This is a genomic window from Protofrankia sp. CiP1_Cm_nod2 (assembly GCF_920664355.1).
Lineage (GTDB): Bacteria > Actinomycetota > Actinomycetes > Frankiales > Frankiaceae > Protofrankia.
Genome location: NZ_CAKKTL010000051.1, coordinates 14231 through 27315 on the forward strand (window position 1 = coordinate 14231; position 13085 = coordinate 27315).

The window sequence follows — 13085 nt, forward strand, 5'->3', positions numbered from 1 at the left end:
ATGACAACGACAGTAGCCGGCACCACCGGGTCCCCGACCGGCCCGGGCGGCACCATCGTGACTTTCTATTCGTACAAGGGCGGGGTCGGACGGACGATGGCGGTCGCCAACGTCGCCTGGATCCTGGCCAGCGCGGGCCGGAAGGTGCTGGTCGTCGACTGGGATCTCGAGGCGCCGGGCCTGCGCAGCTATCTGCACCCGTTCTTCCTGGATTCGGATGCGGCCACTGACATCGAAGGCGTCGTCGACATGGTGCAGGGCTACGTCTCCGCGGCCTGGTACGATCCCAGGGCCGACCGGGCCGACCTGCGGCGGGAGTTCGCCGCGGTGGACCAGCGGGTGATCCACCTGCAGCTGGCCCGGCATTCCGGCTGGGGGAGCATCGACTTCCTCGGCCCTGGCCGGCAGGGCGGATCCTACGAGGCCACGATCGCCTCTCTGCCCTGGAGCGCGCTCTACGACAATCTCCGTGGTCGGCGGTTCTTCCAGGACATGCGGGCGAACATGCTCGCCGGCGGCTACGACTACATCCTCGTCGACAGCCGGACCGGTCTCGGCGACAGCGCATCGATCTGCACCAAGTTACTCCCGGACGTCGTCGTCCTCGGCTTCACTATGAACTCCCAGTCGATCATCGGCGCGGCCAACGTCGTCACCGACATCGAAAATCACCTGGACCGGGCTATCCGCGTCCTGCCAGTGCCGATGCGAGTCGAGCCCGGGGAGACCGAGAAACTGAACATCAGCCGGGAGCGCGTCCGGCGCTGTTTCCCCAGGCTGCCACGCGGCCTCGACGAGGCCGGCCGCAACACCTACTGGGGGCATGTTGAGATCCCCTACAAGTCGTTCTACGCCTACGAGGAAGTCCTCGCCGCCTTCGCGGAGCGACCGGAGAGCACGAACGGCCTGCTCAGTCCGTATGAATACCTCACCAATGTCATCACCAACGGCCAGGTCCAGAGCCTGAAGCCGCTGCCCGAGCCGGAACGCATACAATGGCTGCGGGCCTTTGAACGCCTGGTGCCCATGGACGTCAACACGGCGACGGTCGTCGCGGCGCCTCGGGGCCGGGTCTGGGCGGAATGGATCCGCACCGAGTTGGGCAATGTGCACATCTCCGTGCATGACATCTCCGCTCCACCCGCCTCAGCCGACAGGACCGCGCCCGTTAGGACCGCGCCCGGTGGCGTTGACGGCCGGGACCAGGAACCGGTCGTGATCGTACTCACCCAGGATCTGCTCGATTCTTCACCGTGGCGCGAATATCTCAGAGGACTGATCAACGCGCGGGTCAGCGGAGACGATGCCACGACCGTTCCCAGGATCGTCGGGATCCGGGTGGACACCAACGAGTTCCGCGAGCCGTTCGACCTGATCGCCAAGGTGCAGCTCGGCATGTTCACCGAGCAGAAGGCACGTTCCACCCTGCTGAGGCAACTGGGCCGGACCGGACCGGCGACAACCGCTGACCCCCCTCCCGGAGGCACCCGGTTCCCCGGCAGCGTCCCCGAGATCAGGACGTCGCTGCGGGTCAACCCGCGATTCGTCGGCCGGGAGGAGCATCTCAGCCGCGCCCGGGACTACCTGACCTGGTCGAGGACCAGGCCGTTGCTGCCGCTGGCCCTCTGCGGCGGGCGCGGCCACGGAAAAACCGAGATCGCGGTCGAGTACGCCCACCGTTTCGCCTCGGACTACGACCTGGTCTGGTGGGTCCGGGCCAGCAGCGCCGAGGCCGCCCGGGACAGCCTGGAGCAACTACTGAAAGCCATCAGCGAGCACCCGGCCGCGTACGGGTACCGCGCGAAGAGCTGGTCGGCGGCGGCGGATCCGGTGGCCGAGATGCTCACGGATCTTGTCAGCGACCGGCTGGCCAAACGCTGGCTGCTCGTCTATGACGACGCGACCGACCGGGCGGCGCTGGGCGGGCTCCTCCCGGAATCGGGGATCTACGGACACGTCCTGATCACCACTGCCGAGGAGGCCGGCTGGCGGAACAGCGCGGAGATCATGCGCGTGGACCCGTTCACCCCGGCCGAGGCCGACACACTGATGCGCAAGCGGATCGGGTACGCCGAGGACGACCTCATCGCGTCAGTCACCAGAAGGCTGGGCTACCTGCCGCAGGCGGTCGACCATGCCGCGACGTGGATAGTCGAGTCGGGCATAGAGGCGAGCGAAGCCGTACGGCACTACCTCAGGCTGCTCGACCGTGCCGTGGAAGACCTGGCGGCCGGTCGCACCGACGGCGTCGCGCCACCCATCCTGCAGAGCTTGCTGGTGTCCCTGGACACGTTGGAGAAGCGGTCACGGCCACGCCTCCGCTTCCTGGAACTGTGCGCCTTCCTGTCGACGGAGGGCATCTCCATGAAGCTGCTGAAGTCACGCGGCATGTTGGAGGTACTGCAGCAGCCGGACGACAACCTGCCGGACAGCCCGGACACCACGCTGCCGGGCGGCCCGGACACCGGGCTCATCGACCGGATCCTCCAAAATGTGGCCAACGAGCTCACGCTGGTACGGATAGGCCCGCGCTGGGAGTCACTGAGCCTGCCTCCCGTGCTGTGCGACCTGTTGCGGAGCCGGATGCGCCAGGCCGGCACCCTCGAGAAGCGGCGGACCGAGATTCTGCGGGTGCTGGCCGCCTTCGCCCCGCTGGACGAGCCGTCGGACGATCCCAAGGACAGCGAGCGCTACGCCGAGCTCCAGCGGCACATCAAACCTTCCGGCGCGGTCAGCAGTCTCGACGACGCGGTGCGCCGCTGGCTGGTGCACCAGACCCGCTACCTGTTGCAGTCCACGACCGCGACGAAGGCGCGGGACCTCGGCGAGGGCCTACTGGCGTACTGGGCGGCCGCGGCTCCGCACCGCGAGAGCGACGTCCTGCGCCTGCGCCTGGCCACCCACGTCTCCAACGCCTACCGGGAGCTGTCCCAGTTCCCTGAGGCGATCAGGCTCAACAACGAGACCCATGAGCGGCAGACGGCTGTCTTCCCCTCGGGGCACCCGCATGTCTGGTGGACATCCGGCAGCCTCGCGCTGGACCGACGGCAGACAGGCAAGTTCCGGGACGCCCAACGGTATGATGAGGAAGCTTTCGCGGGCTTCCGGAGCCAGTACGGCGACGATCATCTGTACACCATCATCGCCTCTTACAACCTGGCCCACTGCCTGTTCTTCTACGGTGACGTCAGCGCCGCGCTGAAGGGTGCGCTGGAGACCTTCGAACGCGCCCGCCGGGTCCTCGGTGACGAGCGGTCGCAGACCTGGGTGTCGGCGTTGAGCGTGGGCTTCCTGCAGCGGCAGATGGGCGAACTGGAGGATGCGAAGGACCGGCTGCAGCAAGCCCGCCGTTTTTTCAACGAGCGGTCCGACAAGACCCGTCACCTGGCGTACACGGATCACCTACTAGCGACAATATTCAGGCTACAGGGCGACTACGATACGGCCCGTAAGTCTGACCAGGATGCGCTCGACAGATACCGCACGACATCCGAATACCATCCGGATAGGCCTGAGGAGCTCACCTGCGAACTCAGCCTGGCCACCGACCTGTCCCTACTCGGTGAGCACGACCAGGCGGTGGCTCTCGGCCGCAAAGTTCTCGCCGGATATGGACGCTACCGGGAGAAACTCGCCGACCAGGAGGAACTCGCCGGCCAGACGAAAGAGAAACACCCGTTCGAATATATCTGCATGGCGAACCTGGCGCTCTACCTGCGGGCCAAGGGCCGGGCGGAGCGGGCCCGCGAAAACACCGGGAATGCCCGTGCTTCCTTCGACGAGGCACGCGAGCTGAGTTGGAAAGCCATGACCGGCCTGCGTTCCGACGACCAGGTCGGGGAAGAGCATTTCTTCACCCTGACGGCGGCGGTCGGCCACGCGAACAGCCTGGTGGCGGTGGGCGAGATCGAGGACGCACGCGATCTCGACAGGCAGACCCACGATGCGTTCCTACGCTACTACACCCCCAGATATCCAGATACCAAGCTCGCGGGCGAGAACTACCGAGACAGCTCCGCCCGGTTGTCGAAGGCGCCGGACAGCGCGGGCTCCGACCGGCACGAGATCCCGATCGAAATACCAATACCGTGAACGCGCGCCGAAGGAGATGGTGATGATGGACACGGCCCCGCCCATCCAGCCGGATCCGAAGCCGGGTCCAAAGATCGTGTTCCACCGCGGCCTCGACAGCGCCTCCGACCACCGGGGAGAGAGAAGCCGCTACCACGATCTCGTCAACCGCTGCCGACAGCACGTCGGCGTGCACCGGATCCACCATGTCGGGCATTTCGTCAACGGGATCCCGAACTTCTCCGTCGACATTCTCGAGCACGAGGAACTGGCCGGTCACTTCGATGCCGGCTCCTCGGGCCCGGCGAACCTGCGCGCGACCCTGATCCAGATCGGCCGGAAATTCAACTACGACATCGGACGCGTTGACCGGAACCTGGCAGACATGTGGACCGGCCGGCTCATGCGAACCATTTTCGACGTTAGCCACTTCGGGGTGTACTGGTACTGGATCCACGGCAACGAATACCTCGTGGGGCTGACCCTGGGCGGGCAGCACGTGGACGACGCGGACCGTTCCATGGCCGCCATAGCCGAATCGATCCTCGAGTCCCTGGGCCGGCCACCACGGAACTACGGCGGTTTCCAACGAGGAATCCCCCGGGATCCTGCCCGGTACGGCGACGGGCAGGTCACACCCGCCGTCAACTGGTCCCGGTCGTCCACGGTCGGCCGGATGGAGAGGCAGGCCGCCGAAGAGTGCCGGTTCGCGGTACACCCGGCGGACCTGCACTACGTCGCCTTCTTCGCGGACGGCAGATGGCAGTTCTCTGTGGACGTCCTCGACAGCGAGCGGACAAAGTCGTTCGGTGGGCTGGACGCCGTGGACCGACGCGGCCTCTACCAGGAGTTCGGCGAACGGTTCCAGTTCATCACCAGCCAGTTCGACAGGATGCTGACATCGATCAGCCCGTCCGAGCCGGGCCGTCTGGTGCGGACGGTCCTCGACGTCGAGGCGGGGGCGCTGTACCACCATCCGGTCGCCCTGGGCCGGTACGTCGTCGGCGTTACCCTCTTCCAGGACCAGGTCGCGCAGGCCGACGACCGAATCCGGACGCTGGTGGAAAGTCTGCGCCGGGGCCTGGACTGGTCGCCGTGACGATCCAGGCGGCAGTACTCATCCAGGCGGCGAGGACGTCCGGATCGGTCGTAGTACCCGGCGTCGCACGCAGGAAGACATACAGTGCCCGAACGGTCTCCGGGTGAGAGGTGAGCGCGGCGACCGCCGGTGTGACGGCGTACCCGCGGGCCACCGCGAGCCCCGCCCAAGAGGTGGCGCCACCTGGCCACCTGGCCAGATGCGCCTTGTACAGCTCGGCGGCACGCGCGTAGTAGCCGCTCACCAGAGCGATGTCAGCGATCATGTCGAGGCCGGCGACGCCGGCCGTGCCGGCGCTCTCAAGGACCGCGTCGACAGCCTGGAAAGCCTCCGGATCGTCCAGCCAGCGCCGGACAAGTACGCCGCGCCTGGTTTCCGCGCGCTCCTGGCTGCCGGCGACCACCTCCACGGCTGGTGGCTCGCGCGGGCAGGGCCGGCCCGCCGACCAGGCGTCCGCCCACCGCCGTAGCTGGCCGTCGTCCGGGCTCAGGTGCGACAGCCGCCACATCGCCCGATGGTCCACGGCCATATCCCGTGCCCGCGCCGCCACCGCGTCGTCGACGGGCAGCTCCTCCCAGCGGCGCAGGGCGTGCGCCATGCCCTCGACGAAACGCCGGCCCAGCGCGGTCAGCACCCGGGAGGAGCGCAACGTGTCCACGGCGGCGGCCACCGCCTCCCGGCAGCGGACGAACTCGAACTCCGCGATCCGGCGCGTGCGCGCGCCACCGCTGCGGCGCTGGACGTTCCAGAACTCCAGCAGCCCGAGAAAAGCGTAGGCCCCCTGGAACAGCCCGGTAACGGGACGCGGGTCCGGCCGCCAGCCCGCGTAATAGATCTTCTCGCGACGATCCTGCCGATCTTCCAACAGGGGCAGGATGTCCATGAGCGCGTACAGCTTGGTGTGCTGGAACTCGTGCAGCAGATCGGTGGCCAGCGCGGCCGCGCTGGTGGGGGTGATCAGACAGACAGCTCCGAAGGCGTCCACGGAGGTGGCGGAGACGGCATGCCCCGCCCGGGCGTCCAGCAGTGGGACGAACACGGTGAGCCCCGCGCGGACGGCGTCCGCGCGCTGTGGATGATGGCGGACGAGCAGCGCCCATGCCTCGTCGAGGAGCATCTGCCAGCGGGCGACCTCATGATCCTCCAGTCCGTCACGGACCTGGAGTGCGCCGAAGCGCCGGTAGGGATCGGCATCGTCGAGCGCCACCTCGAGACGACGGCCCTCCGCGGTGCTGCGCAGCCGGCGCAGCGGGAACCAGCATCCGCCTCCCGCTGCGTCGGCGTCCACGCCGCCGCTTCCCGGAGCGCCAGCGACCGCTTCGTTGGCGCCCGCACCACCGGAGCCAGCGCCGCCGGCCTCCGGGCGGCTGACGACCACGCCGCCGGTGTCCGCGTCACCGATGTCCACCTCGGCCCGGAGGCCGTCCCCGGTGATGATGATCCGGTGGGAGCCGGCCGCGGCGCGCACCCGTACCCGCTCGGCGCCGCCAGGCATGCGCAGATGCCCGAAGGTGGGCAGGAAGAGCTGTCCCGCCCTGGTCCGGACCGTGATGTCGACGGCGTGCGCCGCCCGCAGCGCCGCCGCCACCGCGATCCCGCCCAGACAGCCGAGATCCTCCTCCAGGGGGACCGTCCCGGCCTCCTCCAGGGGGACCGTCCCGGCCTGCTCAAGGGGGACAGTCCCGGCCTGTCCGCGCAGCCGGCGCAGGCAGTGCGTCCCCCACATCCCGACCATCGGATACGCCAGGACGCTGTCGGCCGCGGGGCGCGACCGCCGGGCGGCCGCGGCCAACAGCGCGAGCCCGTCCTGGAAGCACTCGAGCGGCTCGCGGCCGCCGTGCCGGGCGGCCACCTCGTCCCGGATCGCTCGTAGGAGCAGCAGCCGCCGGCTGAGCTGGGCGCCGCGTAACGCGGCGATGGCTGCGGCGTCGCCGGCACCGCTGGCGAGCGCGTCGAAGTCGGCCGCGGCCAGCCGATGGGTCCTCACCGCACGGCCCGTTCCGCTCCGCCCGCTCCCGGCCCGGCCGGTCCCATCCGTCGGATGCCGGCGACGTCGTCCACCAGCCGGCGTCGGATGTGGCCGATGAGACGCAGCAGGTCCGGGCAGTAGACGGAGGGGTTGCGGAAACCTGTTCCCGCCCGGTAGCGGTGCGGGTAGAAACCGCCCCCGCAGACCCGCACGACCTCGCAGCGCAGGCACGTTCCGGCGAGGGCCGCGAGCCCGAGCTGACGCTCGACGACACCCGGATGCCTGAGAACATCGTCGAAGGAATGGTCCCGCACGTTGCGACCGGTCGCGGCCGCTCCCGGGAAGGCGGATTTCAGCACGTCGCTCTGTTCGAGCGTGCCGTCGGTCTCCACCACCACAAGCGCGGCCGGGGAAAGGCCGACCGTCTCGGTGTCGCTCGGCCAGCCGAGCAGCAGGAACATGATTTCCTGGAAAATCCGGACGGTCGTTTCCGGCGCGGGGCTGTCATACCATTCGTCGAACGCCGCGATGAGCCAGTCGGCGTACGGCGTCGAGGTGCTGTCCGCCGGTCTGCCCGGCGGGCGGTGCGACCAGTTCCCGTGCGGCAGCAGGAAATCGATGACCGGCGGCCGGAATGCGCACAGTGCGCGATGGACTTCCACCGGATCCTGGTCGAGGTCGACCGTGCACAGCAGCCCCCGGAAAAGCCGCCGGTGACGGGACGCCCCGAGCAGCCCCAACGCGTCGGCGACGGCCTGGAAACTGCCGCGGCCGTCCCGGAAGCGCCGGTGACGGTCGTGCCCGGCACGGGCGCCGTCGAGGCTGACGCTCACGCCGACGTCCAGGGCAGCGAGAACGTCGAGGAACGCCTCGTCCAGCAGCACGCCGTTGGTCTGGACGCTGATCAGGACATCCGTTCCCGGGCCGGCCTCGCGCCGGATCATCGTCACCACGTCCGTGATGAGCGCCGGGCCGGCGAGCAGCGGCTCGCCGCCGTGGAACACCACGTGGACGTCCGGGAGACCGTGCGTGTGGGCGTGCTCGGCGATCCGGCGGGCTGTCAGACGGGCTGTCTCTCTCGTCATCACGGCGGGCTGGGCCCGCCAGCCCTGGTCCACAGAACGGTAGACGTAGCAGTAGTCGCAGGCGAGGTTGCACCGGCTGTGCAGCTTCACGATGAACTCGCGGAACGGGACCGGGCGCCGGCCCGGACCGGGCTGTTGTTCTCGCCGCGGGCTCACAGCTTCACCATGTGCTTCGCGATCGCCACCCCCGGACGATCGACATCCCGCAGAACGGCGCGCAGCGACCTGGACAGCACGGAGTCCTCAAGCATGGCCACCGTTTCGAGATCGACACTGGTCAGGTCCACCATGGCCGACTCGATGTCGGGCGAAGCGATGCCCGGGACATCAACACCCGGAACGGCGATGCCCGGGACCGTGATGCCGGAAGTGGGGATGCCGGGTATACCGTCGGGAATGGCGCTGGACACGGTGTCGGCGATACCAGCCCCGGGGTGGATGCCGCCCCGGTTCATCCTGCCGCCCCGATCCGCGCCGTCGCCCCGGCTCGTGTCGTTGCCCCGGTCCTCGGCGGCCCCGTTGGCCAGGCCGTCGCGCCGGGCGGCGGGGTCCGTCGCGCGCCAATGACTCACGAGCCGCGCGCCATCCACACAGGTGCGTGTCGTTGTCATGTCCTCGGCCATTCCGGAGTCCTCCAGAGCGACCTGGCCGGGGTGGAGAGGGATACCCTGGGTGTCGGGGTGCCGGCCATCGTGTCCGCCGGAGCGGCTCGCGCCGACGGACCGAACCGTCTTCTTTCCTGCCACCCGGTCCCCCCAGCCCGCTGGTTGGCGGCTCCGCCATGGCTGACAACGAATTCAGCGTATCCGGCGAAGCCGACCAAGGAATTCTGTTACCGATCGTAGTGTGCGGAAGGGTGCCGCCGCTTCCCAATGACCGGAACCAGACCCATCATGACGCAAGCCAGTCCCGATCAACGCCGTTTACCCAGGTCACCGGCATCAGGGCTACAGCCCGAGATGCCGGGAGCCAGCGCCAGGCCGACAACGACTCGGACGAGGGCGTAGGCGAGGGCGTGGACGAGGGCGTAGGCAAGGGCGTAAAGGGCCATGGTCGCCAGGAACACGCTCCGCCGGAAGACACACCAAATCGCCGACGAACAAGGGTAGTCTGACGAAAGATCATCAGCTAGACTTGCCCGACGGGGATCGAGAGGATCGTCATGCACACGGGTGCCTTCGTCGATATATATGAACCAAATTGCAGTCCGCCTGGTTGCCCACCAGTGAAACGATCTTCCGTGGCCACGTTCGCCTTCCTCTTCCCTCTCATGCTCATCAGCCGTGGGTGACGATGCCTGGCGCCCCGGCTCCGCCAGCCAGCGAGGGAAGGCGTGAACCATGCGGCTCCTTGTCCGGGAAGCAGGTCATCTGCTGCTACTGACGGCCTTCATCCTCGCCGGGGTTGTCGCCGCCGTCGTACTCGACATCCGCGAAATCACTGACAGTTCGCTCTACTTCGGCGTCATAGCCACCCTGCTCGCGATCGGCCTGTACGGCAGCACCAGCGGTATCTCACGGGTGGCCAGAAAGGACCTGCGAACGATCCTGCTGGTGGTCACCGTCGGTGTGGTCCTCAAGGCCGCGCTCGTCGGCGGCGTTCTCTCCCTGGCCTTCGGGGACCCGGTCTTCTTCCTGCTGGCCGTGGCAGTAGCCCAGATAGATCCGCTGTCCGTGACCGCGTTCATGCAGAACTCCAGGATGTCGGAACGCGCCAAGACGGTGCTGGCGTCCTGGTCGTCCTTTGACGATCCGGTCACCGTCATACTGACGGTGACGCTGGCCACGACGCTGGGGCCCACTCTCGGCAGCGACCGGGCGCAGATCGCCGACACCTTCGGCGGCACCGACGGGTTCGTCGGTTTTCTCACGAATTTTGGCTACAACGCCGGGCTGGTCGCGGCCGCCGGGTTTGTCTGGTTGGCCGCGAAAAAACGCACGGCAACCGCCGTCGCCGCTGTCGGCGCCGTGGCCGCTGCCGCCGTCTCGTATTTTCTCATGCTTGGTCTGGCCGTCGCTGGTCTTTTCATGCGGCCGGCGACACCGAAATGGGCGGCCGTCGTGGAACGGGCCGTCCAGATCGCCTTTTACGGTGCCGCCGTGGCCCTGGGTCTTCTCCTCGCCCGCGGTATCGATCTCGGCGCCGGGATCGCGCTGGGTGCTGCCGCCTTCGCCGCCCAGATAGTGGTGGGTTTTGCGCTGACCGCCCGGCTGCCCCGTACCGACCGCGTCCACCTCGCCGTGTCCCAGCAGAACGGGATCACCAGCATCGTGCTGGCACTGGCGCTGGAACCGTCCATTCCCGGAACAGTCGCGATCATCGGCCCCGCAATCATCACCATCAACACACTGCACGCCGTGTGCAACCGCCTGCTGGACGCCCCGCCCACACAGCTTCTGGGCGCTCTACGCCGACTTTTCCCTCCCTCAGGCCCGCATCCCGCATCCAGACCAGCCCCGTCAGAGCCGGTCACGTCCGATCCGCAGGCCGTCACCCGGACAGGCGACCGTGCGGATATTCCGGGCCAGCTCGTGAATCTCCGCCCCATACCCAAACCGTCCGTCGTGAGGGACGACGGTCAGCCGCCACGGAACGGGCCCCAGGCAACCCCCGCCGAACAGCCCGGCCCATCGGCAGACCAGCCAGCCGGGTACGGACACGGAAAACCAGCACACACACCGGGAAGTCGGCGCCATGGGACATCCCGGGACAGTCATCCAGTGATCAAAAATCCGGTTTTCAACGATCCCTGACAGTCAGTAGTCGCTACCGGGGCCGAGCAGGATTTTTCGGCCGGAGAACTCCCGGCGGACGCCGTAGTGGCAGGTTATCCGGTGGCAACGAACAACCTGCCACTACATGACTTCTCGAACGCGGACACTTCGCCGCTTCTCCCCGGCCCGACGGCGTACGGACTTCGCGGAGGCATTGCCGGCAGACAAGGCCCGCAGGCACGAACCGCGGTCAGTTGACGGCGGCTCGTAGTTGTTCGACTCGGTCCGTGCGCTCCCAGGTGAAGTCGGGGAGCTCCCGGCCGAAGTGGCCGTAGCTCGCGGTCTGCGCGTAGATGGGCCGCAGCAGGTCCAGATCCCGGATGATCGCGGCCGGGCGGAGGTCGAAGACCGTCGAGACCGCCCGTTCGATGGCGGCCACCGGCACCTGCTCGGTGCCGAAGGTCTCCACGAACAGGCCGACCGGCTCGGCCTTGCCGATGGCGTAGGCGACCTGGAGTTCGACCCGGCGGGCGAGCCCGCTCGCCACGACGTTCTTGGCCACCCAACGCAGGGCGTAAGCGGCCGAACGGTCGACCTTGGACGGGTCCTTGCCGGAGAAGGCACCGCCGCCGTGCCGGGCGTACCCGCCATAGGTGTCAATAATGATCTTCCGGCCGGTCAGGCCCGCGTCACCCTGCGGGCCGCCGATCTCGAAGCGGCCGGTCGGGTTGACCAGCAGCCGGTAGCCGTCCACCTCGATACCGAGGTTCTGCTCGGCCACCCGCTTGAGCTCCGGCTCGATCACCAGTGCCCGGATGTCCGGGGTGAGCTGCTGCTCCAGGTCGATGTCGGCGGCGTGGTGGGCGGAGACGACGACGGTGTCCAGCCGGACCGGCCGGTCGCCGTCGTACTCGATGGTCACCTGGGTCTTGCCGTCCGGGCGCAGGTAGGGCACGGAGCCGTCGCGGCGGACCTGGGCGAGCCGCTGGGCCAGCCGGTGCGCGAGCGTGATCGGCAGCGGCAGCCGTTCCGGGGTCTCGTCCGTGGCGTAGCCGAACATCAGGCCCTGGTCGCCGGCGCCCTGCCGGCCGAGCTCGTCCTGTTCACCTTCCACCCGGGCCTCGTAGGCGTTCTCGACACCCTGGGCGATGTCGGGCGACTGGGAGCCGATCGAAACGGTCACCCCACACGTCGACCCGTCGAACCCCTTGGCGGACGAGTCGTAGCCGATCTCGATGAGCTTGTTGCGGACGACGCTCGGAATATCGACGTAGATCTCGGAGGTGACCTCGCCGGCAACGTGCACCAGGCCGGTCGTCAGCAGGGTCTCGACAGCGACGTGGGACCGCGGGTCACCAGCGAGGAAAGCGTCGAGAACGGCGTCGCTGATCTGGTCGGCGAGCTTGTCGGGATGTCCTTCGGTAACAGATTCCGACGTGAAGAGTCGACGGGACACGGCTTGCACCTCATCTCGTGGGCGTGAATACACCTGTCGGGCGGATCCACCGACCATTTGTCCATATATATGGAACGTTCGGCACGAACCGTACCGGATCCGGACCGGAAGACAGGGGCGGGGCGGGACAGGCTCAGGAAGCCGTACAGATGGCCGAACTCACCCCGGCGAAATCAATATGGGCTCGCCCCACGAGCACCACCGGGATATACACGGTATTGACTTTCACACGCCGGTCACGAGATCGTCAACATCACCCATACTGTGACTTAAATCACGCAACTTTTCTTGATTTTCTTCAATAAGGGTGATAAATGCTTATCTGTCACTGAGTGCCCACTCCAGCAGCCACTGGACGGCCTCGGTGTGCCGCCGCGCCGCACCGAGATCCTCCCCCCAGGCATACAGGCCGTGCCGGGCGATCAGGATGGCCGGGGTCCGCGGATCCCGCAGCGCCGCCATCCGGTCGCCGAGGCCGGTCATCTCCTGGCTGTTGCCCACCACCGGGATGCGGACGCGGTCGCCGTCGGCGCCACGTCCCAGCGCCTTGAGCATCTCCAGGCCCTCGAGCTCGACGCCGCCCGGCCAGCGTTCGGCGGCCCGCACCGACACGACCGTGTGGACGTGCACGACCGCCCCCGCGCCGGCGGCCTCGGCGAGCCGCGCGTGCAGCGCCGCCTCGGCCGACGGC

At 68.0% G+C, this 13085-nt stretch carries 9 protein-coding genes; 3 read left to right on the forward strand and 6 right to left on the reverse strand.

Annotated elements, in window-relative coordinates:
• Together fxsT and NBW84_RS08105 are read left to right on the forward strand one after the other, a co-directional pair.
• Positions 1 to 4092, forward strand: coding sequence for an FxSxx-COOH system tetratricopeptide repeat protein (gene fxsT / locus NBW84_RS08100; RefSeq protein WP_250283229.1), 4092 nt, complete (start codon positions 1 to 3; stop codon positions 4090 to 4092).
• A 22-nt stretch (positions 4093 to 4114) separates the two neighbouring features.
• Positions 4115 to 5170 carry a hypothetical protein gene (locus tag NBW84_RS08105; protein ID WP_250283232.1) on the forward strand — a complete coding sequence of 352 codons (1056 nt, stop codon included), beginning with the start codon at positions 4115 to 4117 and terminating at the stop codon, positions 5168 to 5170.
• Here NBW84_RS08105 and NBW84_RS08110 read toward each other — a convergent pair.
• The 4 genes from NBW84_RS08110 to NBW84_RS08125 form a co-directional block, all read right to left on the reverse strand.
• A complete protein-coding gene (locus NBW84_RS08110; protein WP_250283234.1) occupies positions 5079 to 7157 on the reverse strand; it encodes an aKG-HExxH-type peptide beta-hydroxylase in 2079 nt (692 codons plus the stop codon). The two genes, NBW84_RS08105 and NBW84_RS08110, sit on opposite strands and share 92 nt — an antisense overlap.
• A complete protein-coding gene (locus NBW84_RS08115; RefSeq protein WP_250283237.1) occupies positions 7154 to 8380 on the reverse strand; it encodes an FxsB family cyclophane-forming radical SAM/SPASM peptide maturase in 1227 nt (408 codons plus the stop codon). Before NBW84_RS08115 ends, NBW84_RS08110 begins: the two co-directional genes overlap by 4 nt.
• A complete protein-coding gene (locus NBW84_RS08120; RefSeq protein ID WP_250283238.1) occupies positions 8377 to 8847 on the reverse strand; it encodes a hypothetical protein in 471 nt (156 codons plus the stop codon). The genes NBW84_RS08115 and NBW84_RS08120 overlap by 4 nt, the downstream gene beginning before the upstream one ends.
• 290 nt (positions 8848 to 9137) lie before the next feature.
• Positions 9138 to 9275, reverse strand: a complete 138-nt coding sequence (locus NBW84_RS08125; protein WP_250283241.1) for a hypothetical protein — start codon at positions 9273 to 9275, stop codon at positions 9138 to 9140.
• Between the two features lie 289 nt (positions 9276 to 9564).
• Here NBW84_RS08125 and NBW84_RS08130 point away from each other — a divergent pair, with 289 nt between their 5' ends.
• A complete protein-coding gene (locus NBW84_RS08130; protein WP_250283243.1) occupies positions 9565 to 10977 on the forward strand; it encodes a cation:proton antiporter in 1413 nt (470 codons plus the stop codon).
• Between the two features lie 211 nt (positions 10978 to 11188).
• Here the strand turns inward: NBW84_RS08130 and metK are convergent, their stop codons facing one another.
• Positions 11189 to 12394 carry a methionine adenosyltransferase gene (gene metK / locus NBW84_RS08135; RefSeq protein ID WP_250283244.1) on the reverse strand — a complete coding sequence of 402 codons (1206 nt, stop codon included), beginning with the start codon at positions 12392 to 12394 and terminating at the stop codon, positions 11189 to 11191.
• Between the two features lie 318 nt (positions 12395 to 12712).
• A partial coding sequence (locus tag NBW84_RS08140; protein ID WP_250283246.1) for a class II aldolase/adducin family protein occupies positions 12713 to 13085 on the reverse strand: 373 nt, incomplete at its 5' end.